This is a genomic window from Sinomonas terrae (assembly GCF_022539255.1).
Lineage (GTDB): Bacteria > Actinomycetota > Actinomycetes > Actinomycetales > Micrococcaceae > Sinomonas > Sinomonas terrae.
The window spans coordinates 175,497-200,642 of record NZ_JAKZBV010000001.1 but is presented as its reverse complement, the minus strand read 5'-3'; the positions used below and the strand labels follow the sequence as shown (position 1 = coordinate 200,642).

General features: G+C 66.8%; 35 protein-coding genes. 18 read left to right on the top strand and 17 right to left on the bottom strand.

Annotated elements, in window-relative coordinates; genetic code table 11:
* Positions 1-2: 2 nt before the first annotated feature.
* Positions 3-332 (bottom strand): hydrogenase maturation nickel metallochaperone HypA/HybF, encoded by a 330-nt coding sequence (locus L0M17_RS01015; RefSeq protein ID WP_241050414.1) that lies wholly within the window; start codon positions 330-332, stop codon positions 3-5.
* A 165-nt stretch (positions 333-497) separates the two neighbouring features.
* Here L0M17_RS01015 and L0M17_RS01010 point away from each other — a divergent pair, with 165 nt between their 5' ends.
* Positions 498-920: a ChaB family protein gene (locus L0M17_RS01010; RefSeq protein WP_241050412.1), complete on the top strand. Its 423-nt coding sequence runs from the start codon at positions 498-500 to the stop codon at positions 918-920.
* 18 nt (positions 921-938) lie between these two features.
* Here the strand turns inward: L0M17_RS01010 and L0M17_RS01005 are convergent, their stop codons facing one another.
* On the bottom strand, positions 939-1,457 hold the full coding sequence (locus tag L0M17_RS01005; RefSeq protein WP_241050410.1) for a MarR family winged helix-turn-helix transcriptional regulator: 519 nt from the start codon (positions 1,455-1,457) through the stop codon (positions 939-941).
* Between the two features lie 35 nt (positions 1,458-1,492).
* On the opposite strand from L0M17_RS01005, the gene L0M17_RS01000 reads away from it, so the two are divergent.
* Genes L0M17_RS01000 through L0M17_RS00985 form a run of 5 tightly spaced genes read left to right on the top strand, consistent with a single transcriptional unit; the run spans position 1,493 to position 4,411 of the window.
* The gene (locus L0M17_RS01000; RefSeq protein ID WP_241050408.1) at positions 1,493-2,284 is read left to right on the top strand and encodes a hypothetical protein; all 792 of its coding nucleotides are present in this window, start codon (positions 1,493-1,495) and stop codon (positions 2,282-2,284) included.
* On the top strand, positions 2,223-2,633 hold the full coding sequence (locus L0M17_RS22105) for an SDR family NAD(P)-dependent oxidoreductase (protein WP_255731693.1): 411 nt from the start codon (positions 2,223-2,225) through the stop codon (positions 2,631-2,633). Before L0M17_RS01000 ends, L0M17_RS22105 begins: the two co-directional genes overlap by 62 nt.
* Positions 2,542-3,081 carry an SDR family NAD(P)-dependent oxidoreductase gene (locus L0M17_RS22100; RefSeq protein WP_308196906.1) on the top strand — a complete coding sequence of 180 codons (540 nt, stop codon included), beginning with the start codon at positions 2,542-2,544 and terminating at the stop codon, positions 3,079-3,081. Before L0M17_RS22105 ends, L0M17_RS22100 begins: the two co-directional genes overlap by 92 nt.
* A gap of 34 nt (positions 3,082-3,115) precedes the next feature.
* Positions 3,116-3,523, top strand: coding sequence for a VOC family protein (locus tag L0M17_RS00990; protein WP_241050406.1), 408 nt, complete (start codon positions 3,116-3,118; stop codon positions 3,521-3,523).
* A gap of 15 nt (positions 3,524-3,538) precedes the next feature.
* Positions 3,539-4,411, top strand: coding sequence for a phosphotransferase family protein (locus L0M17_RS00985; protein WP_241050404.1), 873 nt, complete (start codon positions 3,539-3,541; stop codon positions 4,409-4,411).
* Here the strand turns inward: L0M17_RS00985 and L0M17_RS00980 are convergent.
* From L0M17_RS00980 to L0M17_RS00920, 13 genes are all read right to left on the bottom strand, one after another.
* Entirely contained in the window at positions 4,365-5,093 is a 729-nt protein-coding gene (locus tag L0M17_RS00980) for an MBL fold metallo-hydrolase (RefSeq protein WP_241050402.1), read from the bottom strand. The genes L0M17_RS00985 and L0M17_RS00980 overlap by 47 nt on opposite strands.
* Before the next feature lie 65 nt (positions 5,094-5,158).
* The gene (locus L0M17_RS00975) at positions 5,159-5,458 is read right to left on the bottom strand and encodes a HigA family addiction module antitoxin (protein WP_241050394.1); all 300 of its coding nucleotides are present in this window, start codon (positions 5,456-5,458) and stop codon (positions 5,159-5,161) included.
* 52 nt (positions 5,459-5,510) lie between these two features.
* On the bottom strand, positions 5,511-6,023 hold the full coding sequence (locus L0M17_RS00970) for a hemerythrin domain-containing protein (protein ID WP_241050392.1): 513 nt from the start codon (positions 6,021-6,023) through the stop codon (positions 5,511-5,513).
* A gap of 69 nt (positions 6,024-6,092) precedes the next feature.
* The gene (locus L0M17_RS00965) at positions 6,093-6,329 is read right to left on the bottom strand and encodes a carbon storage regulator (protein WP_241050390.1); all 237 of its coding nucleotides are present in this window, start codon (positions 6,327-6,329) and stop codon (positions 6,093-6,095) included.
* Between the two features lie 25 nt (positions 6,330-6,354).
* Complete coding sequence (locus L0M17_RS00960) at positions 6,355-7,200, bottom strand: hypothetical protein (protein WP_241050388.1); 846 nt, start codon at positions 7,198-7,200, stop codon at positions 6,355-6,357.
* 19 nt (positions 7,201-7,219) lie between these two features.
* On the bottom strand, positions 7,220-9,283 hold the full coding sequence (locus L0M17_RS00955; RefSeq protein ID WP_241050386.1) for a flagellar biosynthesis protein FlhA: 2,064 nt from the start codon (positions 9,281-9,283) through the stop codon (positions 7,220-7,222).
* Entirely contained in the window at positions 9,280-10,374 is a 1,095-nt protein-coding gene (locus L0M17_RS00950; protein WP_241050384.1) for an EscU/YscU/HrcU family type III secretion system export apparatus switch protein, read from the bottom strand. Before L0M17_RS00950 ends, L0M17_RS00955 begins: the two co-directional genes overlap by 4 nt.
* Positions 10,374-11,132: a flagellar biosynthetic protein FliR gene (locus L0M17_RS00945; protein WP_241056268.1), complete on the bottom strand. Its 759-nt coding sequence runs from the start codon at positions 11,130-11,132 to the stop codon at positions 10,374-10,376. The genes L0M17_RS00950 and L0M17_RS00945 overlap by 1 nt, the downstream gene beginning before the upstream one ends.
* 30 nt (positions 11,133-11,162) lie before the next feature.
* On the bottom strand, positions 11,163-11,438 hold the full coding sequence (fliQ, locus tag L0M17_RS00940; protein ID WP_241050382.1) for a flagellar biosynthesis protein FliQ: 276 nt from the start codon (positions 11,436-11,438) through the stop codon (positions 11,163-11,165).
* Position 11,439: 1 nt separating this feature from the next.
* On the bottom strand, positions 11,440-12,330 hold the full coding sequence (gene fliP / locus L0M17_RS00935; protein ID WP_372497975.1) for a flagellar type III secretion system pore protein FliP: 891 nt from the start codon (positions 12,328-12,330) through the stop codon (positions 11,440-11,442).
* A complete protein-coding gene (gene fliO / locus L0M17_RS00930; RefSeq protein ID WP_241050380.1) occupies positions 12,327-12,782 on the bottom strand; it encodes a flagellar biosynthetic protein FliO in 456 nt (151 codons plus the stop codon). Before fliO ends, fliP begins: the two co-directional genes overlap by 4 nt.
* The gene (fliN, locus tag L0M17_RS00925) at positions 12,783-13,475 is read right to left on the bottom strand and encodes a flagellar motor switch protein FliN (protein WP_241050378.1); all 693 of its coding nucleotides are present in this window, start codon (positions 13,473-13,475) and stop codon (positions 12,783-12,785) included.
* Positions 13,472-14,398, bottom strand: a complete 927-nt coding sequence (locus tag L0M17_RS00920; protein WP_241050376.1) for a flagellar motor switch protein FliM — start codon at positions 14,396-14,398, stop codon at positions 13,472-13,474. The genes fliN and L0M17_RS00920 overlap by 4 nt, the downstream gene beginning before the upstream one ends.
* A 233-nt stretch (positions 14,399-14,631) precedes the next feature.
* On the opposite strand from L0M17_RS00920, the gene L0M17_RS00915 reads away from it, so the two are divergent.
* The 3 genes from L0M17_RS00915 to L0M17_RS00905 all read left to right on the top strand — a co-directional run bounded on the left by L0M17_RS00915 (position 14,632) and on the right by L0M17_RS00905 (position 15,934).
* The gene (locus L0M17_RS00915) at positions 14,632-14,964 is read left to right on the top strand and encodes a hypothetical protein (RefSeq protein ID WP_241050374.1); all 333 of its coding nucleotides are present in this window, start codon (positions 14,632-14,634) and stop codon (positions 14,962-14,964) included.
* Positions 14,951-15,532: a carboxymuconolactone decarboxylase family protein gene (locus L0M17_RS00910; protein ID WP_241050372.1), complete on the top strand. Its 582-nt coding sequence runs from the start codon at positions 14,951-14,953 to the stop codon at positions 15,530-15,532. Before L0M17_RS00915 ends, L0M17_RS00910 begins: the two co-directional genes overlap by 14 nt.
* 108 nt (positions 15,533-15,640) lie before the next feature.
* Positions 15,641-15,934 carry a DUF4193 family protein gene (locus L0M17_RS00905; protein ID WP_241050370.1) on the top strand — a complete coding sequence of 98 codons (294 nt, stop codon included), beginning with the start codon at positions 15,641-15,643 and terminating at the stop codon, positions 15,932-15,934.
* A 15-nt stretch (positions 15,935-15,949) separates the two neighbouring features.
* Here the strand turns inward: L0M17_RS00905 and L0M17_RS22095 are convergent, their stop codons facing one another.
* Positions 15,950-16,084, bottom strand: a complete 135-nt coding sequence (locus L0M17_RS22095) for a hypothetical protein (protein WP_255731691.1) — start codon at positions 16,082-16,084, stop codon at positions 15,950-15,952.
* 148 nt (positions 16,085-16,232) lie between these two features.
* On the opposite strand from L0M17_RS22095, the gene L0M17_RS00900 reads away from it, so the two are divergent.
* Complete coding sequence (locus L0M17_RS00900) at positions 16,233-16,391, top strand: NmrA family NAD(P)-binding protein (RefSeq protein WP_308196782.1); 159 nt, start codon at positions 16,233-16,235, stop codon at positions 16,389-16,391.
* 4 nt (positions 16,392-16,395) lie between these two features.
* The gene (locus L0M17_RS00895; RefSeq protein ID WP_241050369.1) at positions 16,396-16,647 is read left to right on the top strand and encodes a hypothetical protein; all 252 of its coding nucleotides are present in this window, start codon (positions 16,396-16,398) and stop codon (positions 16,645-16,647) included.
* 28 nt (positions 16,648-16,675) lie between these two features.
* On the opposite strand, the gene L0M17_RS00890 is transcribed toward L0M17_RS00895, so the two are convergent.
* A complete protein-coding gene (locus L0M17_RS00890) occupies positions 16,676-17,419 on the bottom strand; it encodes a GolD/DthD family dehydrogenase (protein ID WP_241050368.1) in 744 nt (247 codons plus the stop codon).
* Positions 17,420-17,559: 140 nt separating this feature from the next.
* Between L0M17_RS00890 and L0M17_RS00885 the strand changes: the two genes are divergently transcribed.
* The 7 genes from L0M17_RS00885 (at position 17,560) to L0M17_RS00855 (ending at position 25,133) form a co-directional block, all read left to right on the top strand.
* Complete coding sequence (locus tag L0M17_RS00885; RefSeq protein ID WP_241050366.1) at positions 17,560-18,591, top strand: LacI family DNA-binding transcriptional regulator; 1,032 nt, start codon at positions 17,560-17,562, stop codon at positions 18,589-18,591.
* A gap of 97 nt (positions 18,592-18,688) precedes the next feature.
* The gene (locus L0M17_RS00880; RefSeq protein WP_241050364.1) at positions 18,689-19,774 is read left to right on the top strand and encodes an NAD-dependent epimerase/dehydratase family protein; all 1,086 of its coding nucleotides are present in this window, start codon (positions 18,689-18,691) and stop codon (positions 19,772-19,774) included.
* Positions 19,771-20,718, top strand: coding sequence for an aldo/keto reductase (locus L0M17_RS00875; protein ID WP_241050362.1), 948 nt, complete (start codon positions 19,771-19,773; stop codon positions 20,716-20,718). The genes L0M17_RS00880 and L0M17_RS00875 overlap by 4 nt, the downstream gene beginning before the upstream one ends.
* On the top strand, positions 20,703-21,689 hold the full coding sequence (locus L0M17_RS00870; RefSeq protein WP_241050360.1) for a Gfo/Idh/MocA family protein: 987 nt from the start codon (positions 20,703-20,705) through the stop codon (positions 21,687-21,689). Before L0M17_RS00875 ends, L0M17_RS00870 begins: the two co-directional genes overlap by 16 nt.
* A 23-nt stretch (positions 21,690-21,712) precedes the next feature.
* Positions 21,713-24,118 carry a beta-xylosidase/alpha-l-arabinosidase gene (locus L0M17_RS00865; protein ID WP_241050358.1) on the top strand — a complete coding sequence of 802 codons (2,406 nt, stop codon included), beginning with the start codon at positions 21,713-21,715 and terminating at the stop codon, positions 24,116-24,118.
* 102 nt (positions 24,119-24,220) lie between these two features.
* Positions 24,221-24,421 (top strand): tautomerase family protein, encoded by a 201-nt coding sequence (locus L0M17_RS00860; RefSeq protein WP_241056265.1) that lies wholly within the window; start codon positions 24,221-24,223, stop codon positions 24,419-24,421.
* Between the two features lie 7 nt (positions 24,422-24,428).
* Complete coding sequence (locus L0M17_RS00855; RefSeq protein ID WP_241050351.1) at positions 24,429-25,133, top strand: alpha/beta fold hydrolase; 705 nt, start codon at positions 24,429-24,431, stop codon at positions 25,131-25,133.
* The last annotated feature ends 13 nt before the right edge of the window (positions 25,134-25,146 follow it).

Sequence of the window (25,146 nt, the reverse complement as noted above, 5' to 3'; positions counted from 1 at the left end):
CTTCAGATCACTTCCACTGATGTCACCGTCAGCTCGCGGCCTCCGGTCACGAATACGTCAGCACTTCCGCAGGGGCAGAGCAGAATGGCGTCTTCGAGGGCGAATTCAGTCCCGCAGTCACGGCAGCGCCCACTGCCTTTCGGCTCATCGATGTTGAGAGCCGCACCCGCCAAACAGGTCCCTTCGCTGACCACCTCGAAACAGAACCGAACTGCATCGGGAAGGACACCCGACAGGCGCCCGATGCAAAGATTGACGCCCGTCACTTGCCGGTCGCCGACTCGTTCAATGACAGCGCCAATAAGGCTCTGGGTAATGGAAAGCTCATGCATGGCCTCGCCGCCTCGTGCCTCAATGTAAGCCTCCACTGTGGCGACGGCAATGGCCGGATGAACATGCAGACGCGCAACCCGAGAATGCAAACGGTTGCCTCTCAGAGAGGCCGAGGCCTAGCGTGGAAGGGCAAGCTCAGAACAGTAACCCTGATCGGAGGAAGCATGCCGAAGGCAGATAAGAGCGGGAAGGCGAAGAAGGGCGAACTCCCCTCGACGCTCCAGCGTTCGGACCGGAAGGCCCAACAGACTTTCGCGAAGGCGCATGACTCGGCCGAGGAGACTTACGGCGACGAGCAGCGCGCCCACCGCGTGGCGTACTCTGCCCTGAAGCACACGCACGAGAAGGTCGGCGACCACTGGGAACCCAAGGAAGGCAACGGTCCTTCGGACGCACAGGCCGAGGGCGGAAAGAAGACGTCCCGTCCCACAGCAGGAGGGGTGGACGCGAACGCCTCCAAGAAGCACCTCTATGAGCTCGCCCAGAAACTCGATGTTCCGGGCCGCTCCAACATGTCGAAGGACGAACTCGTCGACGCGCTGCAGAAGGCCAACGACAAGAAGACGGCGGAGAGCCGGAAGAAGTAGGCCTCAGGCGCGATCTTTTCAGCGGGCCGAGTCGCGGTAGCCGAGGTGGATCTCGGAGTCGAGGCCGCGCAGAGAACCCAGCGCTGACAGGAGCTCGAAGAGCTCGTCGGCCTGTTGCGGCGTCAGGCCCTCGACGATCGCTGCCTCCTGCGCCTCCGCCGCGCGACGCAACAGCTTGAGCGTGGCTGCCCCTGACTCGGTCAGCCGCAGCTCCTGGACCCTGCGATCCGCCGAGCTGCGCGTCCGCGTGACAAGCCCAGCGCCCTCGAGCCGGTCGATGAGGGCTACCACCCGGCTCTGCACCGAGCCGAGAATGTCCGCGAGTTCGCGCTGGCTGATACCAGGAGACCGGCCAATGATCCGGATGACGCCGGCCTCCGACGGGGTGATGCCCAGTTCCTTGGTCTGTGCCGCGAAGAGCTCGGTCGCGTGGGCACCAAGCTGAGAGAGCAGGAATCCGATGCGGGCCGGCCGCCCCTTCCCGAGCCCAGCTTCCCGTTGCATCGCTTCCCGTGGCATATCCTCAGAATACAGCATTGACTGCATGATTCACCGAGTGAATAATTTTGGCTATGACCGATCTTTCCGCTTCCCTTCCCAGCCGTGAGGCTCCACGGCTGCGGCGCCGGCCGGACGGGCCGAATGCTGGAATCCTCGCGGTCGTGGCGCTCTGCCTCTCGGTCGCGGCAGCTCTTCTCCTGATGGTCATCTCGCCGACGGTCAGCTCGCCAGGAGTCGTCTCTGCCGCCCCGTACCCGCCGCCATCGGCGCCGTCGGACGTCGTCGGACGCTTCTTCGGGGACCATGCGTTCTCCGCAACCCTCATCGGATTCCTTGCCTTCGGGGCGTCTGTTCCCCTCGCCATCTATGCGGCAACCTTGTATTCGCGCCTCCTCCGACTCGGCATCCGCGTGCCCGGTCCGAGCATCGGCTTTGCGGGCGGAATCGTCGCCTCGATCGCACTTGCCGTGTCCGCACTCCTCGTCTGGGCCCTTGGTGCGACGGGTGCGGAGGCGCCGGCCGCCGTCGTCCACCTCGTTGCGGTCGTCGCCTTCGCCTTAGGTGGCGTCGGCTTCGCCACCGGGCTGGGGCTGCTGATCGCGGGGATCGCGGTACCCGCCCTCATCCTCCGGCTCACGCCGCGGTGGCTCGCATGGGCCGGGCTCGTGCTCGCCGCCCTGGGCGAACTCTCGTTCTTCACGCTGCTCGTGCCGGGCGCCGCCTACCTACTGCCCGTGGTCCGATTTGCCGGCCTCGGTTGGCTCGCCGTCGTCGGTTTCCTCCTGCCGCAGAATCGGCACGATGTGCCGAACCGCGCAGAGCCAAACCGCACAAGGCCGAACCAAACAGGGCAGGGATCATGACTGGCTTCGATATGGCGGGGAAAGTGGCGCTGGTCGTCGGAGCCAGCAAGGGAATTGGGCTGCGACCGCGCTGGCCTTTTCCGAAGCTGGGGCGTCGGTTGCAGTGGCTTCCCGCAGCAGGTCCTCCTTGGAGGCCGTCACGGAACAAATGAGGGCCCGTGGCAAAACAGCGACTGCCATCATCGCCGATGTCGGGGACCCGCAGTCGATGAGCGACGTCGTCTCCCGTACAGTCGAGGAATTCGGGCGCCTTGACTGTGCCTTCAACAACGCGAGCGACGGGCCCATGCCAGCTCCCCTCGCGGACATCGCGCCAGAAGACTCGATCGTGGAATCTCCACGAACGTAAGGGGCACCTTCTCGGAATGAAGTTCCAGATCCCAGCGATGCTGGCGTCCAGTGGCGGAGCGATCGTGAACATGGCCTCGCTGGCCGGTGTCAACGGGGTGGCCAACCTCGCCGCTTATGTGGCCGCGAAGGCGGGGATCATCGGTCTGACCAAGGTCGCCGCGCTCGACTATGCCGGTCAAGGAATACGCGTCAACGCGGTCGCTCCGGGGGCGATCCTCACTCATCATCTCGAGGCGGCGGGCAACGAGGCCCAACGGATGGCCGGGTTAGCCAGCCCTATGGGCCGAATCGGCACGGCGGACGAGGTCGCAAGACTCGTCGTATGGCTGTGCTCGGAGCAAGCCTCATACATCAACGGCGCCGTTGTCCCCATCGACGGAGGGCAGGCGGCCGGGGTCAAGCCTCGGCAGATGTATCGCCAGGGCCAGCCGATGAAAGAGCACTAGTCTCCGCCGCATTGCCGGGCCTATTCTGAACCGCATGTCCACCCCGCCGACCCCTTATCTCCTGTTCCAAGGCAACGCCCGCGAGGCGCTCACGTTCTATCAGGAGGTGTTCGGCGGGGAGCTGACCATCTACACGCGCTCCCAGCTCGGGCGCACGGACGGGTCCCCCGATGGCGTCGCCCACGGCATCCTGAAGGGCGTCGTCGACCTCTTCGGAGCCGACGCCGACGACGGCTCGGCGGGCGTCCGCACGGAAGGCCTCATGCTCTCGCTCTTGGGCGCCTCCAGCGAGGCTGACCTCCGCAGGTGGTTCGAGCGCCTCGCCGCCGCGGGTCAGGTTGTGGACGACCTTCAGAAGCGCCCCTGGGGTGCGTCCGACGGCCAGGTTCTCGACCGGTTCGGCCTTCACTGGCTCATCGGCTTCGAATCAGGAGAGAGCTGAGCGGCCCAGCCCGAGATGCTGACTGGCTCCTTCGTAAATCATCTAATTGCCGAGGCCTCCACCGAGCTGGGGAAGAGGCTTCTTTTCCTGGCTTTCCTCGAAGGCGGGACGCATGCGACCAGCATTCTGGCCAGCGACGGCCTCTCGGATTACGTGATCCGCTGCTTCCCCGAAGAACCGTCCACCGTCTTGCGTGAAGTGGAGATCCTTGATCGGCTTCACGCTCTCGGCGATGTGGTGCCGCGCTATATTTGCCATTCGACCCGTTCGGGTTGGCCGTTCATCGTCACCACAAGAGTCGAAGGCGGCCACCCCGATCCCCAGCTATCCCTGACGGCCATCGCCCACGAAATGGCGGCGACCCTTGTCCGAATCCACCGCCTCTCGGGAAACGGACTGAGACCTGCGCCCGAGGGGCCGCCATCGGGTGACAGTCCGGTGGCAAGGGCTGCCAGAGACGCCTGGAACGGTCTCGACCTCAGAGACCGGGTTCTGACGCATTCCGACTACTGGTGCGGAAATGCCTTATGGTCCGGGGAAAAGCTCGCGGGCGTCGTGGATTGGTCGGGCGCCCGCAATGCACCTCGAGGTGTAGATGTGGCCTGGTGCCGATTGGACCTCGTCCTTTTGGGCGACGCATCAGCGGCCGATCTGTTTGCGGCCGAATATGAACAATTGGCCGGAACCACAATTCCCGACCTTCTGAGTTGGGACCTCCAGGCTGCCGCGAGCGCCTATCCGAGAGTCGAAGAGTGGGCGCCGAACTACCTTGGAATCGGTCATACCGAACTTGGCCCCGGGTTGCTGCGAAGCAGGCTTGAGGAGTGGGCGGCCGCCTTGGTCAGCCGGCAGCCGGTCGGCCCTCCGCGGAGCGGTAAGCGGCGATGAGCGAGGAGGTGCCGCCGCGCCACGGGGCGCCGTGACCGGGGATGACCCAGTCGACGTCCAAGCCGGACAGCCTCTCGATCGATGCGGAAGATCCCGCCTGGTCGTCGGTGAAGGGTGCCGGTTGCGGACCCTCGGCGCCTGTCAGCACGTGCCGCGTGGTGAGTTCATCGCCGACGAAGACCGCTTGCACAGAAGGCACGTGGACCGCGATGCTGCCCGGCGAGTGGCCAGGCATCGCGATGACACGCGGCGAACCCGGCAAAGGCAGCACGTCACCGTCGTGAACAGCGATGACCTCACGCAGCGGCCGTGTGCGGAATCCACCCTTGGCGATTGCGTAGGCGAAGAAGCGGACGACGGCGCCGATCCGCCGGGGGTCCTTCGGCGTCGCCGGGGGCTTGGCCCCCTTCGCGCGCTCCGCATCCTCAGCGCCGACGTAGACCGGGATTCCGAGCTCGCTGCGCAGGCGCTCGGCAAAACCGATATGGTCGCTGTCGCCGTGCGTGAGCACGATCCCTTTGATGTCGGTGGGCGGTCGGCCGAGTTCCTGCAGCTCGCGCACGAGGTCGCGGTAGTGCCCTGGAAGACCGGTGTCGATGACCGTTAGGCCATCGTCGCCGACGACGATGTGGCAAGCGATGATGTCGTTGCCGATGCGGCGAAGCTTGGGAGCAAGTTCCACGAGGGCCACGATAGTCAGCTATCGACCGTAACTCCTACAACTAATTCCTGCGTCCAGGTGGAGCGTCAGGCACTCAGCGGCTGGATAGCGCTGAGCGGCGTGTCGACCCGGGCGTGAGCGAGGTCGTAGCCTTCCTGCAGTCGGAGCCAGAACTGTGGCGACGTGCCGAAGAAGACGCTGAGGCGAAGAGCTGTGTCGGCGGTGATGGCCTGCTTGCCACGAATGATCCGCGAAATGCGCGACTGATCGACGCCGATGCGCTTTGCGAGCTCGTATTGGCTCACCCCGAACGGCTCGAGGAACTCCTCGAGAAGGATCTCCCCGGGCGTGGAAAGATCATCAGTGATAGTCGACGAATCCGACATTGTTCGCTTCCCCTCCGTCCCAATCAAAAATCACCCCTAGGAAATGTTGCCCTCAGCCGTGCTCGCGCAGGTATTGCTTCGGATCCACGTCGTGTGCCGAGATACCGCCTGCGTGCTCGGCCTCGAACGCCGCGAACGCGACGGCCATCGTGTGGCGTTCTTCAAGACCGACGTGGCGGCGGAAGTCGGTCAAGCCCTGGCGCTCTTCCTCGGCCATGTGATCGCCGTTGACTTCGTTGACCTCTGCTACCGCGCGCAGCCATTCGACCGAGCCCACCTCGTGGCCCTCGACCGCGGCGATCGCGTCGCGGATCTCGTTGTGATCGTGAACGGCATCCTCGGTCTCCTCGCCGGGCGACTCCTGAGCGATGAGGTCCTTCTGCAGCTTCAACAGTCGCGGGTAGAAGAGCTTCTCCTCGGCGGCGGCGTGCACCTCCAGCAGGATGCGCAGGCGCTTCCACACTGATCCGAGCGCCTCAGTGTCGGCCGGGGAGACCTCTTCGAGGATGCCGAACATGCGGCGCTGCTCGTGATGATCGTTCAAGATGACCTCGGTGATATCCATCGTCCCTCTCCTTCTCTCCGCCTACTCTGACAGTCTGCCCGTAGGGGGCAACCGCGAAAAGAGCAATCCTCAGCCCTCCGGCCGCAGCAGCCCCTTCAGGATGGCCTCGGCGTCCGACGGCGCGTGGGCAGCTTCGCGGTTCGCGTCGGCGACGGCCTCGAAGATCTCCTCGCGCTTGATCGCGAGATGCCGTGGCGCCTCGATGCCGATCCGAATGCCCTCGCTCCCCCTGCTCTCAAGGAACGTGATAACGATCTCGTCGCCGATCATGATCTTCTCGCCGGGCTTCCGAGTGAGTACGAGCATGGCTTTCCTTCCGTGGAATGACGTATCAGAGCACCGTCCGTGGTGCGTGCGAACCGTCCACCCAGCCTAAGGGGATTCCCAGAGTGTTGACGGTCTCCGGCGTGCGAGTTTCGCGTGCGCCCACGACGGCGAGCGCGCTCACCGTGAGGCGCGCCTTCGCGGCCTCCACCCATTCCGCTGTCTCCTCAGCCTTGTGCCGCGCGTCCACGGCGAGCCACACCTGATCAGCCCTCAGCGCTGCAGCGCGCCCGAGCTGCGGGCCGAGCCGGTCGAACGCCCGCAGGCCGAGGGCCGCGAGCACGGCGGTCCCGGATTCGACGCCCTCGGCCCGAGCAGCCGTCGCGTCCCGGACATCCTCGAGATGAGGCCATTCCGAAAGCTCGCCCGCGCTCGTCAGCGAGAACGCCTCAGGCAGGCGCGCCGCCATCGATTGCACCACCGCGAATGCCGTATCGCTTGTTCCGAGGACGAGGACGAGGTCACCGGGGCCGTCAAGGAGCACGGGGACCCGCTCCTCGGGCGCATCCGTCTGGCTGCGCAGCCGTTCGAGGAGCGCGTCGAAGTCCTCGGCCTCAGTAGAAACGGGGGGCCCGGAGGGTCGCGGTCCGGGCGCGGCGGCCTGGAAAGCGTGGATCCGATCCTCAGCGGTGTCGGCGTCGTCGAGCAGCGCCGCGATGCCCGCCCTGGCGCCCAGAGTGTGCGGACCGGCAGGATCCACCGACGGCGCGAGCCTCACGATCGGGGCCGGGACCATCACGGTCGCCTCGACGTGGCGGCGGCCCAGCAGCCCACCGAGTCCAGGGTCCAGCACGCTGTCGGCGCTCACGATGCGCGCCTCGGGGCCGTACAGATCGACGGCCCGGCGGGTCACGTCCTCGAGGTTCGAGCCCCTAAGCAGATACTGTTGCGGCGCCAAGGCGCACCACCCCGATCGTCTCGATGTTCACGGACGTCGAGGTGACCTCGGCATACGAGAGCACGGGGACCCCCGCGGGCGGCAGCGCCACGAGCTTCCGCACGGCGGGCCGCAGCATCGGCGCGCACACGAGGGCAGGGCTCTTCCCTGCGGACTCGGCCGCGGCGACGGCAGAACTGAGAGATGACATGATCGCGTCGAGCTTCGACTGCTCCATAACGAGCTGCGTCCCGCCTTCGGCCGGTCGGAGGTCCTGGACGAGGCTCTGCTCGAGGACCGGTTCGATCGTGATGACCGTGAGTCGCTCCCCGTCCATGAGCCGCCGCACGAGCGCGGGCCCAATCGCAAGCCGAGCCGACTCGATAAGCCCCTCGGGATCCGTGGACGCCTTGGCGCGGAGGGTGAGCGCTTCGTAGATGCGGGTGAGGTCGTTGACCGGCACCTGCTCCGTGAGGAGGCCCTGAAGCACCCGGTGGATCTCGGCGAGCGAGAGGAGCGCGGGCGTGAGCTCCTCGACCGCAGCCGGGCTCAGGGTCTTGACTCCCTCGGTGAGCACGCGGACGTCCTCGCGGGAAAGCAGGCGGGCCGCGTTGGCCACCACGATCGAGGAGAGGTGCGTGATCAGCACGCTCACGCGGTCGATCACGGTCGCCCCGGTCAGCTCCGCGCTGTGCCGCATCTCCGCCGGGATCCACTTGCCGGCGAGCCCGAAGACAGGTTCGACGACGGCGGCCCCCGGCAGCGCGTCGAGGAAGTCGCCGAGGGCGAGGAGCTTGCCCGACGGCGCGGTTCCGCGCCCGGCTTCGACGCCGGCGATGCGGATCGCATAGGTCGACGGCGGGAGTTCCACCGAGTCCCTCGTCCGCACGGGCGGGATGACGACGCCGAGGTCCATCGCGATCTTGTGGCGGAGCGACTTCACGCGGGCGAGCAGATCGTCCGCCGAGCCGCTGACGAGGTCCACGAGGTCGGGTGCCAGCATGATCTCGAGCGGGTGCACGCGCATCTCCTCCATGAGCCGCTGCGTGGGGTCCTGCTCGGCCCCTCCCCCGCCCCTCGCGCCGCTCGAATCAGAGGAGGCGCCGCCATCGCCTCTTCCGTCCTCTGAGGCTCGTATCCGCCGAGACACAATGATCAACCCCGCCCCCACGCCCAGGAACGGCAGCGGCGGCATGCCCGGCATGAGCGCCATGACGACGGCGGCGAGGCCGGCGATGAGGAGCGCCGTGCGGGACTGCGAAAGCTGCGTCGAGGCTGCCTGGCCGAGGTCGGCTTCGGCGTTCGAGCGGGTGACGATCATGCCGGTGGAAACGGCCATGAGCAGGGCCGGGATCTGGGAGACGAGGCCGTCGCCCATGGTGAGGAGGGAGTAGGTGTTGAGGGCGTCCGTGATCGAGAGCCCACGCTGCAGCATCCCGACGCCGAGGCCGCCCACAATGTTGACGATGATGATGACGATGCCCGCGATCGCATCGCCCTTGACGAACTTGGAGGCGCCGTCCATCGCACCGTAGAAGTCGGCCTCCGCAGAGACCTCGGCCCGCCGTTGCCGCGCCACCACGTCGGTGATCAAGCCCGCGTTCAGGTCGGCGTCGATCGCCATCTGCTTGCCCGGCATCGCGTCGAGGGTGAAGCGCGCCCCGACCTCTGCGACGCGCTCGGCGCCCTTCGTCACGACGACGAACTGGATCACCACGAGGATCACGAACACGACCGCGCCGATGATGAGCGAGCCGCCCACCGTGACCTTGCCGAACGCCTCGATCACCTGCCCCGCGTACCCCTGGCCGAGCACGAGCCGCGTCGACGCAACGTTGAGCCCCAGCCTGAAGAGCGTCGCGACGAGCAGAAGCGATGGGAAGACCGAGAAGTCGAGAGGCTTCTTGACGAACATGCTCGTCAGCAGGATCACGAGCGCGAGCAGGACGTTGCACACGATGAGCACGTCGAGGAGCGCCGCCGGGACAGGCACGACGAGCAGCAGGACGATGCCGACGATCCCTACCGGGACGGCGAGCCGTGCCAGATTGCGGTTCACGCGTGGATTCCTCTCAGGCCGGGTGGAAGGGTGTGGACGCCAGCCGATCCGCCGCGCGCCTTGAGCGACATGACGAACGCGAGCACTCCCGCGACCGCTGTGTAGAACTCGACGGGGATCTCCTGGCCGAGTTCGCACGCCCCGTGCAGGGCGCGCGCGAGCGGGACGTCCTGCACCATGGGGACGCGCTCCTTCTCGGCCTCCTCGCGAATCCGCGCGGCGATGGTGCCGGCCCCCTTCGCGACGATCCGCGGGGCAGACTTCCCCGGCTCGTACTTGAGCGCGACGGCCACGTGCGTGGGGTTGACGAGGACGACGTCGGCCCCGCCCACCGCGCCGATCATGCGGTTGCGGGACATCGCGAGCTGCCGGGAGCGCCGCTGGGAGCGGATGAGCGGATCGCCTTCGCTGTTCTTGTTCTCGTCCTTGACTTCGCGTTTGGTCATGCGGGTCTTGGTGCGATTCCGCCGGACGACGACGAACACGTCCGCCGCGGCGAGCAGAAGCCCCGCGGCGACGGCGAAGCGGACGAGCGAGGCCGCGCCGTCGTTCGCTGCGGCGAGGACGCCCGAGATCGGCAGGCCGCCCGCGGACATGAGCACCGGGACGAGCCCCTGCACGACGCTCCAGAGCACGAGCCCCACGACGGCCGTCTTGAGGAGCGCCTTGACCCCGCCCCAGAGCGCCTGGGTGCCGAACATGCGCTTGATCCCGGCAGCGAAGTTGAAATGCTCGAACGACGGCGTGAGCCGCTTGGGGTGGACGCCTCCTTGGGCCGCGGATCCGAGGAGCACGGCGAGGAAGACGACGGCGGCAAGCGGCCCGAGCGTCGCGGCCATCGAACCGAGGCCGTCGGTGAGCGCGTGCACGGCCTTCCCCGGATCGGGGCTGGAAATGACCGAGGTGACCGTGAAGAGCTGGGCCGTCCCGGCTTTCGAGGCGGCGTCGATCGTCGCGGGCAGCATGGCTGCCCCCGCCCCGACGGCGAGCCACGCGGTGAGATCCTGCGAGCGTGAGAGCTGGCCTTTCGAGCGGACTTCGCGCAGCCGCTTGTCGGTGGCCTTCTCGGTGCGCTCCTGGGCCTCGGCCACTAGCCCACCCCCAGAACAGTGTTGACTGCCTGCTGCACGAGCGACGAGACGATGCTCGGGAGTCCGAGGAACAGGACGCCCGCGAGGCTCAGCGTGATGAGGACCTTGAGGGGGAAGCCCATCTGGAACGCGTTGAGCGCTGGGGCGACGCGTGTGAGCAGCCCGAGGCCGAGGTCCGCGAGGAACAGCACCACCATAAGGGGCCCCGCGATCTGGAGGGCAGAGACGAACATGCCGGTGGTCGCGGCGGTCATGGCCTGCACGGGGTGGGAGAGGTCGAGGCCGCCGGCGAGCGGGAGCGCCTGAAAAGACTCGGTGAGCCCGCCGAGCACGAGTTGGTACCCGTCGGAGGAGAACAGGAGTGCGAGGGCCGCCATCTGGAGGAGCCGCGTGAACTGGGCGCCGTTGACGAGGCTCTGCGGGTCATACCCCTGTGCCATCTGGAAGCCGCCCGAGAGGTCGATGAGCGAGCCGGCGGACTGGATCGCCGCGAACACGAGATAGACGAGGAAGCCGAGCGCGAGGCCCGTGACGAGCTCGAGCACGAGGCCCGTGACGAAGCCAGCCGTGTCGCGTGCGCTGTAGCCGGTCTGCGCCCGGTTCGCGACCGCGAGCCCGAGGCCGACGCCGAGCATCCCCTTGATCTGGGCGGGGAACGCGTTGTGCGAGAACGGAGGCGCGATGAACAGGAACGCGGTCATGCGCACGGCCGCTAGGATGACGGCCTCGATCCAGGTCTGGTCGATCGGAATGTTCATGCCCACGCCGGAATATTCATGTCAGCCGCATCAGTGCGAGGCGAGGAGTGACGGGATGCGGGCGAACAGGTCGTTCGTGAAGCTCACCATCTCCGAGATCATCCAGTTCCCGCAGACGATGAGTGCGATCGCGACCGCAACCGCCTTGGGCACGAACGAGAGGGTGGCCTCCTGGAGCTGGGTGATCGACTGGACGAGGGAGATCGCGAGCCCCACCACGAGGCTCGTCACGAGCACGGGCGCGGCGAGCTTCGCGGCGGCGATGAGTGCCTGCAGGCAGATGTCGAGAATGGCGGCCGTGTTCACGTCAGCCTCCCTGATAGCTCTGGATCAGCGACGTGATGATGAGGTCCCAGCCGTCCACGAGGACGAACAGCAGGATCTTGAACGGCAGCGAGATCATGACCGGCGGGAGCATCATCATGCCCATCGACATGAGCGCCGCGGAGACGACGAGGTCGATGATGAGGAACGGCACGAAGATGACGAAGCCGATGATGAACGCGGCGCGGAGCTCCGAGATCATGAACGCGGGGATGAGCGTCTGGAGCGGGGTCGCCGCCGGGGAGGCCGGGTTGGGCAGGCCGGCTGCGCGCGTCATGAGCGCAATGTCCTCCTGCCGCGTGTGGGCAATCATGAACTTCGAGAGCGGGCCGGTGGCGGCGTTGAACGCGCCCGCGAAGTCAAGGTGCCCATTGAGGTACGGCTGGACGGCGTGCGTGCTGATGTCGCTCACGACAGGCCACATGATGAACAGCGAGAGGAAGAGGGCGAGGCCCGCGATCACTTGGTTCGGCGGGACCGCCTGCAGCCCGAGGGCGTTCCGCGTCATGGACAGCACCACGAAGATCTTGGTGAACGAGGTCATCATGAGCAGGAGCGCGGGCGCGACCGAGAGCAGCGTGATCCCGATGAGGGTCACGACGGCCGACGACGGCCCGTTGTCAGGCGAGTTGATCTGCAGGTTGAGCGTGCCCGTTCCAGAGCCGGTCGGGGCGGGCGACGGGGTCGCCGGCGCGGTCGGTGCGGCCGGTCCCACGGGAGCGGTTGGATCGAGGGGGGCATGGAGCGGGGCATGGAGTGCCGCCGCGTGGCTCGCCGGGGAGGCGAGGAGCAGCACCGCATAGACCGTCACGGCAGCGAGGAGAACGACGACGGCGATCCGGCCGGCCCTGACTGCGAGACCGTTGCCCGTCACTGCCGGCGCCCGCCGCGGAGCGCATCAAGCGCCATCCGCCACGTCGCCGGGTCGAGAGCCGAACCCGCAAGCGGCTGCACCTGAGACCGGCCCGCTCCCAGCTGGCGCCTCAGCTCTCGGTCAAACGCCGGCCCGCCGGCCTCTTGATGCCCGCCCCGAAGCGCCGCGCGGCGGGTGAGCGGCGCTTCCGTGAGGACAACAGGCTCTGGGACCTCAGTACTGTGCAGGACGTTGATGCCGTGCTCCGTCACCCCGAGCAGAAAGCGCCGCCCGTCGGTGTCCACGAGGACGACCGATGCCTTCGGCCCCACCGTCTGCCGTGACACCACGGTGAGCGCCTTCGCCTTCGTGGGACTGCTCCCACGGCGAAGGCGCCGGTGAAGGAGCCACATGAGCCCCAGCACGGCGCCGAGCGAGACGAGGACCCGCAGGCCCAGGATGAGCGAGTCCATTCAGCGGGGCGCCTCGGCCACGTCGAGGATGCGCGTGATCCTCACCCCGTAGTCCTGATCGACGACGACGACCTCACCGAGGGCGATCTTGCGCCCGTTGAGCAGCACGTCCACGGGCGCCCCGGCCGAGCGGTCGAGTTCGATCACCTTTCCCGGTTCCATCGAGAGCGCGTCCCGGATGCTCATCCGGGTGCGGCCGATCTCGACGGTGAGGGCCATCTCGACGTCGTGGATCCGTCCGAGCCGTGACACGAAGCCGGAGGTGTCGGCCAGAGCGGAAGGTGCGGCGTCGGCGTCGTGCACTCGGACCGCGAACCAGCCGAAGGGTGCAGCACCATCGGAGATCTCGTACACCGCGGCCTCCGGGTCTGCGAAGAGCTCGCTCGCGTCCCCCTCGGCCAGCTCGGAGAGGACGCCTCCCTGGAGCGCCTCGGCGGCCCGCTCGAACGCGGGCCGCAGCACCGCCGTCGTGCTTGCTTCAGGGCCGCCGCCAGCCTCGGCGACGAAGTCCGTGCTCGCGAGTGCGAGCGCGAAGTCAGCGGTGAGCGCTCCCACGAACGACGCCGAGACTGCGAGCGCGGTGTGCGGGGCTGCGACGGCTGGTGCCACCGTCCCGGTCACCGCGAGCCCGGGGACCGGGAGGGCCGCCGCGAGGCGGTCTGCGGCGGCAGCGTGGAGGGCGAGATTGCTCAAGAGTGCTTCTCCTTCATGGACGGCCTGTCCTGCACCGCGTCCCTTGCGGACGGGACGATGCGCGCGGCGACGCGAGACCCCTTGCGGACGACCATCGCCCGCGCGAGATTCTTGCCCGCGACGGCGACGTGGAACGGGTGGTGCTCGGGGTGCGGGAGAGCGAGGGTGTCCCCGACTGCGAGATTCAGGACCTGAGCCGGCGTGACCGCGACGGGCTCGAGCCGGACGGCGACGTCGATCGGGACCTCTGCGATCTGGCCGCCCACGAGCTCGGCCGCATTCGCGCTGCTCGCCATGGGGTTGACGGCACCGAGCTGCGGAAGGAGCGCATCGGCGGGGATCGCGAGCGTGGTCTGGGTCGCGGAGTCGCCGACGACGACGGTGAAGGCGACGACGATCATGAGGTCCGTCGTCGCGGCGGCCTGGGCGAATTGGGAGTTGTACTGGATTGCTTCCAAACGGGGCGTTCCCGCGAGGAGGCCTCCGAGCGAGTAGGCGAGGACCTCGAGGCCCTCGTCGACGAGGCTCTTGATGAGCGCGTATTCGAGGGGCGTGAATTTGCGCTCGAGGCCGCTCTTGTCGCTGTGGCCCCCGAGCATGCGTGCGACCCAGCCGAGCGCGGCTGCCGTTGGGAACTGGAGGACGGCCTTGGCTGCGGTGCCCTCGACGGCGCACAGGACCATTGATGTCGTACCTGGAAGCGTTGCGACGTATTCGTCGTACGTCTGCATCACCACTGATTCGGCCGCGACCGTCGATTTGGCACGCACCTTCGCCGTCAACTGCGTGCCCCACTGCCTTGAGAAGCTCTCGAATCCCGCTTCGAGGATGCGGCTGTGCTCGCGCGCCAGCGTCGTGGGACGGCGGAAGTCGTAGGCCTCGACGATTCTCGGGGCGATCGCTTCGCGGTCCTGCACGGTCACGGGGACGACTATCGGCAGGTGCCGGAGGGAGATAAGGAGAAGGGAATGCACAGGCAGCGGACACCTACTGGGGAACGTGCAACCGCGCGTGCTCGTCGTCGTCCTACGACGGGTCGACCACCATCTGGAGGGGCCCGAGGAGGCGTGGGACAATTCCGGCAGCGGAGGGGCCTCTGACGCCGGGAACGGACCCCGAGGCAATGCTGCCGAGGCATTGAATGGAGACATTTCAGATGGACCCAATCAACGAGCACCGCCATCACTCGGATGCCCTGCGCACCGCCGTCGCCTCCGAAGCCGGAAGAACGCCGCCGTTCCTCCGCACAGCCGTCCAAGCCAGGGCAGCGGCAGGAGCTTCGATCGCCGAGCCCTACGACTCTTTGGCCCGGCAGATCGGCGAGGCCGCCTACCGCGTGACGACTGAGCAAGTCGCTGCTGTCCGGGAGGCCTTGGGGAGCGACAAGGGTGCCTTCGAGATCATCATGTCCGCGAGCATTGGAGCGGGATTGGCCCGCTGGGACGCAGCCATACGCGCCATTGAGGGTGTTACCGATGCGTCTGCCTGAGGTGGAGCGCGGCGAGGACCTCCGGAGCAGATCTCTGATCCGGCTCATATCGGCCGTTTCACGCATGCGACTCCCGGACGCAGCGCGCGTCGCCTTCTACCACCGGAACTTCGTCGCGCCGGCCCTCGGATCTTGGACCCAGGCCGCGATGCGCGGGACCAGTGCCTGGACTGTTGGGGAGCGGGAGTTGATGGCGGCGATGGTGGCCAAGTGGAACTCATGCACGTTCTGCATCGGCGCCCACCGGGCCACCGCGGTGCACGGTATCGGGGCTGAAACCGTGGACGCGTGTCTGTCGGACTACCGCTCCGCCCCGATCCCGGAGCCCCTTCGGGCAACGCTGGCCTTCCTTGAGACCATGACCCTGCGCCCCGCCGAACTCGGGCCAGCCGATGCAGCCGCGGCAATGGCTGTTGGGGTAACCCGAGAGCAGCTCGCGGACGCGGCCGCGATTGGGGCCTTGTTCAACATCATCACCAGATACTCCGACGCTCTGGGTTTCGCGATTCCAAGCGATGCCGAGTTCGGCAAGGCCGCTCGAATGCTCCTCAAGCGCGGCTACGGATAGCTTTCGCCTTCTCAGGCTGGCTCGGGTTACGACCGCGGGTAGTGTACGGTTGCTGGTTCGCACTTCGAGACGCAATTTGTCCGAGACGAACCCAAGGAGAAGACCAAGTTGGCTGACTACGACGAGCTCCGCCCGGACGTCAAGGAGTCCCAGGAGGACTCGCTCGAGGCGGTCAAGTCCGCCAACGCACCTGATCCGCGCAGCGTCGTCCGCGACCTCGACGGCGACGACGAGGGGGAGGGCGTCCCAGGTGGGGAGCTCGTGGACGCAGAGCTCACCGTCCGGCTCGTCCCGCAGGGCGAGGACGAGTTCGTCTGCCAGTCCTGCTTCCTGGTCCGCCATCGCTCGCAGATCGCCAGAGTGGACGGCGAGGCGGCGTACTGCGCCGACTGCGAGGCCTGAAGCGTCACCTCGGGCTTACGACACGTCTTCGAGGCCCGGCAAGAAGCCCTGGAGGGGGAGAACATCAGTCCTGCAGGCCGCTAGCTCGCCGAGCAGGTCCTCGATCGAGGTCTGCCCGTTGAGGACTTGCGGGGCCTCGCTGATGTCCATGCCCCTCAAGATAGGCGTTCGCGGCTGAGACGTGCGGGAGCCTCGCTGGCCCACGGCTGCAGGCCGCGTTCCATGGAACAACTCCGGATAGCCCGCTATATTCGCCGCAGGCCCTGCATGCTCGCTCGTCGAGGCAACGAGTCGGATCGTGAGTACATCCCCGGATTTGGTTGTGGGCGGCACAGGGCATCTCGGCGGCCAAGTCGTCACGGCCCTGCTCGAGCGTGGCAACTCGGTCCGAGCCCTTGTTCGCCCGGCTTCCGACGCTTCCCGGCTGCAGGCAGCAGGGCGACACCTCCGACATTGATACCGTGAGCATGCAGGACACCGCCGACATTTCCAGCAGTCTCCTCGGCAGGGAAATTCGAGTTGCGCCCAGACCTGGCAAAGCCGCCGCTGGAGGCGCCCGTGTCCCCCAAGACATGGCTGCCACGTTCGAGTGGTTCGCGACTGGCCGCTACGTGGCGGACACCAAACGCCAGCAAGAAGTCTTTGGAGTTCCCACAGCCGAAGACGCCGTCGGCCGGTTCATCACGAGCCTCGGACATCGTATCCGGGAGTAGTAGCGCCGCCACTGTTAGATCTGACGGCTCAGACCGAGGTGAATCCGCCGTCGATGAGCACATTTTCGCCCGTGATCATCGCCGCCGCGTCGCTCGCGAGGAACCCGATGAGGGCGGCGACCTCCTCCGGCTGGGCGAAGCGGCCCACTGGGATTTCAGCCTTGGCCTTCTCGCCTTTCTCCCCCGCCCAGGCAGCCTTGCCCAACGGCGTCTCGACGACGGTGGGCGAGACGGCGTTCACGGTGATCCCCCGACGCGCCCATTCAAGCGAGAGGACCCGCGTCAGCCCGACGATGGCGGCCTTGCTCGCGCAATAGGCAGCGTGCTGATCGAGCCCGACTACCGCCGCTTGGGAAGCGAGATTGATGATGCGCCCGTACCCGGCTTCGAGCATGATCCGCCCGGCTGCTTGAGCCATGTAGAAGCTTGCGCTGAGATTGACATCCAAAGTGGCCTTCCACCGCTCGGCGGAGACATCAGTAGCGGAGTCGAGCAGGGCAATGCCCGCTGAGTTGACCAGAATGTGCGGCGTCCCCACGAATTGCTGGACCTCTTCGAAGACCTGCGTGGCCGCCGTCGGCTCCGTCAGGTCCTTGACTATCCCATGGTGCCCCGAGCCCGCGAGCTCCCCCATGAGTTCTACAACGCGCTCCGCCAAGTCCACCCCCACCACGCGCGCCCCGCGCTCCGCAAAGTGGCGGGCCACTGTGTACCCGATCCCGCTGGCAGCTCCTGTGACGACAGCGGTCTTCCCCGCGAACGATTCATCCATTCATCTCACTCCTCGTGCCTCGTTCCGGCTTGCATGACTCCGTCCCACCGCCTTCATAGCCTAAAGGCCTGCGAAAACGGTCGTAGTCAAGTAGAAAATTTCGTGTTCGTCGATCGTCTCGCGCCGATAGCATGAATCGCATGGTGAACGAGGCGACCCGCGACATGCCGGGCACACGGGCAACGCTTTCAGAGGTCGCCGCGCTTGCGAATGTGTCGGTTGCAACCGTCTCGAAGGTCCTGAACGGACGCAGCGGCGTATCCGACGAAACTCGCAGCCGCATCGAGTCACTGCTCGAGGAACGCAACTACAACCGTCGGCTGAGCGCCCAGAGCACTGCGCCGCTGATCGAGGTGCTCTGCTTCGAGATTGACAGCCCATTCGCCGGCGCCGCCATTTCGGGGATCGAGCATGCCGCCCGCGAACAGGGCATCGGCATCGTCCTCGCGAGCGCCGAGGAATCGCATCTGCCAGGCCCGGGATGGGTTGACGGAGTGCTCCGACGCCAGCCGCTAGGCGTCATCCTGGTCGCCGCATTGCTGCCCGACAAGGATCTGGCGCGGCTAAGGAGCCGTGCGATCCCGATCGTGATGATGGACCCTTACGGCGCGCCTGCAACGGATGCCCCGTCCATCGGATCGGCTGACTGGAACGGCGGATTCCTCGCCACACAGCACCTGATCCAACTGGGGCACAAGCGAATTGCCATCATCACCGGCCCGGAAAGCATGATGGCCTCGACTGCCCGGCTCTCAGGCTACCGAGCAGCGCTCGAGGCCGCCGGCATCGCGGTTCGCCGGGACTACATCCGTCCTGGTACGTTCCACCGGGACGACGGCGTGGTCGAAGGACGGGAGCTCCTCTCCGCTGCCGAGCCGCCCACGGCGATCTTCGCGTCGAGCGACCTTCAGGCCCTCGGCGTCTACGAGGCTGCCCGCTCGCTCGGCCTCCGCATTCCCGACGACCTCTCCGTGGTCGGTTACGACGACCTTGCGATCGCCCAGTGGGTCGGGCCGACCCTGACAACTGTGAGGGTCCCGCTCGCCGAAATGGCCGAGCAGGCGATGCACCTCGTCCTACGGCTTCGTGACGAGCCCGAGCTTGCGTTCAGCCGTGTCGACATGGCGACCTCACTCGTAGTGCGCGAGAGCAGCACCGCGCCCCGCGCTTAGGCCTAGAGCACGAAAAGTTTCGATCCTTCCTATAAACCTTGACGCTGAGTTTTCGAACTTGTTAAGTTCGTCGCCTCGGACCAAGGAAGAAGATCAGATGCCTAACGAAGATCAAATCCTCAGCTACGACGCGGCGCCCCTCAAGGTGCTGTTCCTCGGCGGCACGGGGACCATCAGCGCTTCCTGCGTGCGGCTCGCCGCCGCCCACGGCATGGCGATTACGGTACTCAACCGGGGCGCCAACCGGGCAGGGCGCTCCCTCCCACCGGAGGTCGAGCAGCTCACCGGAGACGTGACCGACAACGAGTCGGTGCGCGCCGCGCTCGGCGGCCGCAAGTTCGACGCCGTCGTCAACTTCCTTTCCTATGACGAGGACGACGTCGCCCGGTGGGTCGCGCTGTTCGCCGGGCGCACGCGGCAGTACGTCCACATCAGCTCCGGCTCGATCTACGCCAAGCCGGTCCTCGTCACCCCCATCACCGAATCGACGCCAGTCGGCCCCAACCCACCGCTGCCGTACGCGACTGCGAAATGGCGCGCCGAGCTCGCGCTCGCCCGCGCGTACCGTGAGCAGGGCTTTCCCGTCACCGTGGTCCGTCCCTCCTACACGTACGACGACGCCAACCCGCCGCTGCCGGGCGGCTGGACGGTCATCGACCGCATCGCGCGCGGGGCTGAGATCCCCGTACACGGCGATGGCACCTCGCTCTGGACGCTCACGCACGCGGAGGATTTCGCGCAGGGACTCGTCGGGCTGCTCGGAAGCGATCGGGCCATCGGCGAAACGTTCCACATCACTGGGGACGACGTCCTCACGTGGGACCAGATCTACACCTTGTTCGCCACGGCCCTCGGCGTTGAGCCTCGCCTCGTGCATGTGGCAAGCGAGCTCTACCCGGTCGTGGCGCCCGAATGGTTCTGGTCCGGCGAGTTCGTCGGCGACCTCGGCCATTCCGCGGTTTTCGACAACTCGAAGATCCGCCGCTTCGTCCCGGGCTTCACCCCACGGCTCACGTTCGAGCGGGCCGTACGGCGAATGCTCGAGTGGCGCGAGGCCCACCCCGAGACGGCGGCGGGCGACGCCGCCACGGAGGCAATCCTCGACCGCATCGTCGACGCGTACCACGCAGCCCACCAGGCGTTCGCCGATCGGGCGCCGGCACTCGCGGAGGATGCATCGTGACCCTCGCCACCCGGCCCCTCGGCTCCACCGGCCTCAAGGTCACCGAGCTCTGCGTGGGCACGAGCCCGCTGGCCAGCATGGCGCGGCTCTACGGCTACGACGTGAGCGACGAGCGGGCGGTTGCGACCATCGAGGCTGTCCTCGCCAGCCCGATCCGCTTCATCGACACCTCCAACGGTTATGGCGAGCACGGCGAGGCAGAGAAGCGCATCGGGCTCGCCCTCGCCAAGAGCGGCGGGCTCCCGGCCGACGTCGTGCTTGCAACAAAGGTCGACCCGGACCCGATCACGGGCGATTTCTCGGGCAAACGGGTATTCGCCTCCTACGAGGAGAGCCTCGTGCGGCTCGGCGTCGACCGGGTGCCGCTCCTGTACCTGCATGACCCGGAGCGGATCCCCTTCGAGGAGGCCGTCGCCCCTGGGGGCGCGGTGGAGGCCCTCGTACAGCTACGCCAGGAGGGAAGGGTCGACCAGATCGGGGTTGCGGGAGGACCTGTGCAATTGCTCGCCCAGTACCTCGACACGGGCAACTTCGATGTCCTGCTGAGCCACAACCGCTACACGCTGCTCGACCGCTCGGCGGAGCCGCTCTTCGCCTCCGCGCACGAGCGGGGTATCGGCGTCGTCAATGCCGCCCCCTTCGGTGGGGGCATGCTCGCGAAGGGGCCGGACGTGCAGAGCAAATACGGCTACGGCGAGCGCGACGAGCAGATTGCCGATGCCGCTCGCGCGATGGGCGCGGCCTGCGCTCGGCATGGCTTCCCGCTCGCAGCGGCCGCGCTGCAGTTCTCGCTCCGGGCGCCTTTCATCGATGCGACTGTTGTCGGCGTCTCCTCTCCTGAGCGCGTAGGCCAGACCCTCGAGTACGCGGCTCTGGAGATTCCGGAAGCGCTGTGGGCCGAGCTGGAGACCCTGGTCCCGCCGAGCGAATGCTGGCTGAACTGATGGAGAGGGCCCCTCTCCGGGTCGGCCTGTTGGGCGCCGCCGGCATTGCACCGGCCGCAATGATCAATCCCGCACGACGCCGAAACGACGTCGAGCTCGTCGCCGTCGCCTCCCGCCGTCGTGCGGGGGAATTTGCCGAGCGGCACCGAATTCCAACCGCCTACTCTCACTACGAAGAACTCCTCGCCGACGATTCGATCGGACTCGTCTATATCGCGCTGCCGCCCTCGGAGCACGCGCGGTGGACAATTGCTGCGCTCGAGGCCGGAAAGGACGTCCTCTGCGAGAAGCCGATGGCCATGAACGCGGCGGAGGCGGAGAAGGTTCTGGCGGCGACGCAGAGCACGGGCAAAAGGGCATTCGAAGCGTTCCACGACTACTACCACCCGCTCCAAGCATGGGTCCGCGATTTTCTCGAATCGGGTGCGCTGGGCTCGCCGGTTTCAGTCAAGGCAACATTCAACGGCGCGAATCCCTTCGATCCCACCTCGATCCGCCACGTGCCCGAACTGGGCGGCGGAGCGCTCATGGATCTCGGCTGCTATCCGGTGCACTGGGTGCGGACTCTGTTCGGCGAACCCCGGATTGCCCACGCAACAGCGGAACGTAATCGCCTGGGGGTGGACGTGTGGATTGAGGCGCTTGCCGAGTTCGACGGCGGGGTGCACGGGGTTGTGAGCGCGAGCATGAAACCGGATGCCACGCTCGAGTCCAGCCTCACTGTCATTGGCGAGGCGGGGAGCCTGCGCGTCGACAACCTCGTCTTTCCAGCCCGCGGGCATTCAATTCAAATTGAACGTGATGGTGTCACACACATTTCGACTGTCGCTGGTCTGGATACCTACGACCATCAACTCGCCGCGGTGATTGACGGCCTCCGTTCGGGGAAACCGCTCGCAACAGAGGGGCCCGACTATCTTGGCAATATGGCAGCCATCGACGCGATTTACGCTGCCGCAGGAATTCGTTAAGGGCCCTCGGAAGGAAGCACTGCATGTCCACGTCAAGTACTGCCCTGGCGGGCCCTTGGAGCGACCCTGCCCGGCCTGCTGCCGAGCGGGCGGCCGCCTTGATCGCCGAATTGACCATCGAGGAAAAGGTGGCCCAGCTCTACGGCGTGTGGGTCGGCGCCTCCGATCAGGGCGGCGAGGTCGCTCCCCACCAGCACGAGATGGAAGAGGGGGTCGATTTCGACGAACTCCTGCCTTCTGGGCTCGGCCAGCTGACCCGGCCGTTCGGGACCGCACCCGTCGACCCGGCGCTCGGCGCGCTCTCACTCATGCGGACCCAGCGGCGGATCGTGGCTGAGAACCGGTTTGGGATCCCCGCCCTCGCGCACGAAGAGTGCCTCGCGGGCTTCGCCACGTGGGGCGCAACGGCATACCCCGTTCCGCTCTCATGGGGTGCCACCTTCAACCCGGAGCTCGTCCAGCAGATGAGTTCGAGCATTGGGCACGACATGCGCTCCGTCGGCGTCCATCAGGGGCTCGCCCCCGTCCTCGATGTCGTGCGGGATCCGCGCTGGGGCCGCGTCGAGGAAACCATCGGTGAGGACCCCTATCTGGTTGGAAGCATCGCCACCGCCTACATCAAGGGCCTCGAGAGCTCGGGCATCGTCGCCACCCTCAAGCATTTTGTTGGATACTCGGCGTCGAAGGCCGGCCGGAATCTCGCGCCCGTCTCGATAGGCCGCCGCGAGCTCGCCGACGTCCTGCTGCCGCCCTTCGAGATGGCGGTCCGGGAATCAGGAGTCCGGTCGGTCATGCATGCGTACACCGACATCGATGGCGTTCCTTCCGCTGCCGACAGAGACTTGCTCACCGGGCTGCTTCGGGAGACTTGGGACTTCGAGGGGACGGTTGTCGCGGACTACTTCGGCATCGCCTTCCTCCGGACCCTGCACGCGGTCGCCGGCTCCTGGGAGGAGGCCGCCGAACAGGCCCTGAGCGCAGGAGTCGACGTCGAACTGCCCACCGTGAAGGCGTACGGTGCACCTCTCGCCGAGGCCGTACGTGCAGGCCGGATCAAGGAAGAACTCCTCGACCGGGCTCTCGAGCGGGTGCTCATCCAGAAGATCCAGCTCGGCATGCTGGACCCCGAGTGGTCGCCGGTCCCGGAGGCGCTGCAGAACGCTGACCTCTCCGACCCGTCGGCCCTCCGGGAGACCATCGATCTGGACAGCCCGCGGAACCGCGCGCTTGCCCGGGAACTGGCCGAGCAGGCGGTTGTGCTGCTCGCCAATGACGGGATCCTGCCGCTGGCGGCTCCGAAGCAGATCGCGGTGATCGGCCCGACCGCGAACGACCCCATGGCCGTCCTCGGCTGCTACTCGTTCCCCGCACACGTTGGGGCGCAGCACCCCGAGACACCCATCGGACTGCGGCTGCCGACCCTTCTCGAGTCCCTCAAGGAGGAGTTCCCGGCAAGCGAGATCACCTTCCTTCAGGGCACGAGCATCGACGGCGGTGAGCTTGATGAACTGGCGGACGCCGCTCAAGCGGCGGCCGACGCCGATCTCGTCGTCCTCGCCTTGGGCGACCGCGCTGGCCTGTTCGGAAGAGGGACCAGCGGTGAAGGCTGTGACGCCGGTTCGCTGGCTCTGCCCGGGGCTCAGCAGGCGCTCCTGGACCAGGTCCTCGCGGCTGGGACACCCGCCGTCGTCGTGCTTCTCTCAGGGCGACCCTACGCGCTGAGTCGCCAGACGCGCTCCGAAGCCGGGGCGATCGTCCAGGCCTTCTTCCCGGGAGAGGAGGGTACGGCCGCCATCGCGGGTGTCCTCAGCGGAAGGGTGAATCCTTCCGGACGTCTCCCCGTCAGCGTTCCCGGCCACCCCGACGCCCAGCCCGCCACCTACCTCGCCCCCGCTCTGGGCCGGAAGACCTCCGTCTCGAACATCGACCCGACCCCTGCTTTCGCCTTCGGGCACGGACTCAGCTACACGAGCTTCGAATGGAGCGACCTCGAGGCGGACGCCGACACCATGTCCACCGACGGAAACGTGCGGCTCACGGTTCGGGTCCGGAATGCGGGCGCGCGGAGTGGGTCCGACGTCGTCCAGCTCTACCTGCATGATCCGGTCGCCTCGGTCGTGCGGCCCCTCCAGCGACTCATCGGCTATCAGCGGATCGATCTGGACACAGCGGAAGAAGCCCTGCTCACGTTCACGGTGCCTGCTGATCTCGTCTCGTTCACAGGCCGGGACGGGAGGCGGATCGTTGAACCCGGCGAGATCGTCCTGGGGTTGGGCCGGTCCAGTGCCGATATCGTGCTCCGCCGCAGTGTGACCCTGACCGGGCCAACCAGGGTGGTCGACCATACGCGCGCGCTCCACCCGCTTTGCACTGTCTCAACCAGTGACCCGACAGCCGCCCGCGCTCACGAGGAGAGCGATTTCGCCTGAGCCCTTGGCGGGAGGCGCTGGACCGCGTCCGTTCCCGACCTTGTTTCGACGCCGATTCACGCCCCTGTCGGCGTGTCGGACGGCGAGTCGCGATTTGGCCAAATGAAAGAAGGTCGGGAACGAGCGAGACTGCAGTTGCGAGCCCTCATCTCCGCACTCCACAAAGCGGCGCAAGGAAGCGTCGAGGCCTTACGCGAGAATATGACTGTGATCATTCGGGAGGTTGCTACGGAGCACTGGTCGAAAGCGGACGTGACTATCGCGGAGCGTGATGCTCTGAGGAACGCTTCGCACGAGCGTTAGGCGTCCCGTGCCCATTGCCCACGTGCGCGGCCTGAACCTGTACTACGAGGTACATGGGAGCGGCTATCCGCTCCTGCTCATCGGAGGGCTCGGCGCGTCGGTCGCGCTGCACAAGGAACTCATCGCCGGGTTCTCAGCCGCACACCAGGTCATCGCGTTCGACAACCGCGGGGCCGGGCAGAGCGACAAGCCGGATGTTCCATATTCCATCCCCATGATGGCGCTCGACGCACTCGCCTTGATGGAGGCGCTCGAAATCGAGCAGGCCGACGTCGTCGGCATCTCCATGGGCGGGAGAATCGCGCTGGAACTCGCAGCCGACCATCCGGGAAGGGTGCGCAAGCTCGTCCTCGTCAGCACCTCTGCAGCCGGGACCGGCCGGATCAGGATGTCGCTGCCGATGCGGCTCATGAGCGCCCTGATCCGGCTCCCCGGTTTGCGGAGGCTCGACCCCCAGCCGCGCTATGCGCACCTTCGACAGCGGGAAGCGGCAACGGGATATGACGGCACAGCACAATTGCCGCGTATACACGCCCCGACGCTCGTCGTGCACGGCCGGAGGGACCGCACCATTCCAATTGAGCGCGCGGAACAATTGCACGCAGGAATCGGCGGCTCCGAATTCGAGGCGTTCGACGGCGGCCACGCGTTCTCGCTGATGCCGCGCCAGAAGGAATTCATCGACCGGATCAATGCCTTCCTGTCCGAATGATCCCTTCGGCGGT

What these genes read in the sequence shown, in the direction of transcription:
- L0M17_RS22095 (WP_255731691.1), bottom strand. Translation starts at nt 16,084, where the DNA reads ATGGACATCAGCGAGGCCCCGCAAGTCCTCAACGGGCAGACCTCGATC.
- L0M17_RS01010 (WP_241050412.1), top strand. Translation starts at nt 498, where the DNA reads ATGCCGAAGGCAGATAAGAGCGGGAAGGCGAAGAAGGGCGAACTCCCC.
- L0M17_RS01005 (WP_241050410.1), bottom strand. Translation starts at nt 1,457, where the DNA reads ATGCTGTATTCTGAGGATATGCCACGGGAAGCGATGCAACGGGAAGCT.
- L0M17_RS01000 (WP_241050408.1), top strand. Translation starts at nt 1,493, where the DNA reads ATGACCGATCTTTCCGCTTCCCTTCCCAGCCGTGAGGCTCCACGGCTG.
- L0M17_RS00945 (WP_241056268.1), bottom strand. Translation starts at nt 11,132, where the DNA reads ATGAACATTCCGATCGACCAGACCTGGATCGAGGCCGTCATCCTAGCG.
- L0M17_RS00985 (WP_241050404.1), top strand. Translation starts at nt 3,539, where the DNA reads ATGCTGACTGGCTCCTTCGTAAATCATCTAATTGCCGAGGCCTCCACC.
- L0M17_RS00915 (WP_241050374.1), top strand. Translation starts at nt 14,632, where the DNA reads ATGGACCCAATCAACGAGCACCGCCATCACTCGGATGCCCTGCGCACC.
- L0M17_RS01015 (WP_241050414.1), bottom strand. Translation starts at nt 332, where the DNA reads ATGCATGAGCTTTCCATTACCCAGAGCCTTATTGGCGCTGTCATTGAA.
- L0M17_RS00970 (WP_241050392.1), bottom strand. Translation starts at nt 6,023, where the DNA reads ATGGATATCACCGAGGTCATCTTGAACGATCATCACGAGCAGCGCCGC.
- L0M17_RS00910 (WP_241050372.1), top strand. Translation starts at nt 14,951, where the DNA reads ATGCGTCTGCCTGAGGTGGAGCGCGGCGAGGACCTCCGGAGCAGATCT.
- L0M17_RS00880 (WP_241050364.1), top strand. Translation starts at nt 18,689, where the DNA reads ATGCCTAACGAAGATCAAATCCTCAGCTACGACGCGGCGCCCCTCAAG.
- L0M17_RS00885 (WP_241050366.1), top strand. Translation starts at nt 17,560, where the DNA reads ATGGTGAACGAGGCGACCCGCGACATGCCGGGCACACGGGCAACGCTT.
- fliO (WP_241050380.1), bottom strand. Translation starts at nt 12,782, where the DNA reads ATGGACTCGCTCATCCTGGGCCTGCGGGTCCTCGTCTCGCTCGGCGCC.
- L0M17_RS00990 (WP_241050406.1), top strand. Translation starts at nt 3,116, where the DNA reads ATGTCCACCCCGCCGACCCCTTATCTCCTGTTCCAAGGCAACGCCCGC.
- L0M17_RS00890 (WP_241050368.1), bottom strand. Translation starts at nt 17,419, where the DNA reads ATGGATGAATCGTTCGCGGGGAAGACCGCTGTCGTCACAGGAGCTGCC.
- L0M17_RS00865 (WP_241050358.1), top strand. Translation starts at nt 21,713, where the DNA reads ATGTCCACGTCAAGTACTGCCCTGGCGGGCCCTTGGAGCGACCCTGCC.
- L0M17_RS00860 (WP_241056265.1), top strand. Translation starts at nt 24,221, where the DNA reads ATGAAAGAAGGTCGGGAACGAGCGAGACTGCAGTTGCGAGCCCTCATC.
- L0M17_RS00975 (WP_241050394.1), bottom strand. Translation starts at nt 5,458, where the DNA reads ATGTCGGATTCGTCGACTATCACTGATGATCTTTCCACGCCCGGGGAG.
- L0M17_RS00965 (WP_241050390.1), bottom strand. Translation starts at nt 6,329, where the DNA reads ATGCTCGTACTCACTCGGAAGCCCGGCGAGAAGATCATGATCGGCGAC.
- L0M17_RS00870 (WP_241050360.1), top strand. Translation starts at nt 20,703, where the DNA reads ATGCTGGCTGAACTGATGGAGAGGGCCCCTCTCCGGGTCGGCCTGTTG.
- L0M17_RS22105 (WP_255731693.1), top strand. Translation starts at nt 2,223, where the DNA reads ATGTGCCGAACCGCGCAGAGCCAAACCGCACAAGGCCGAACCAAACAG.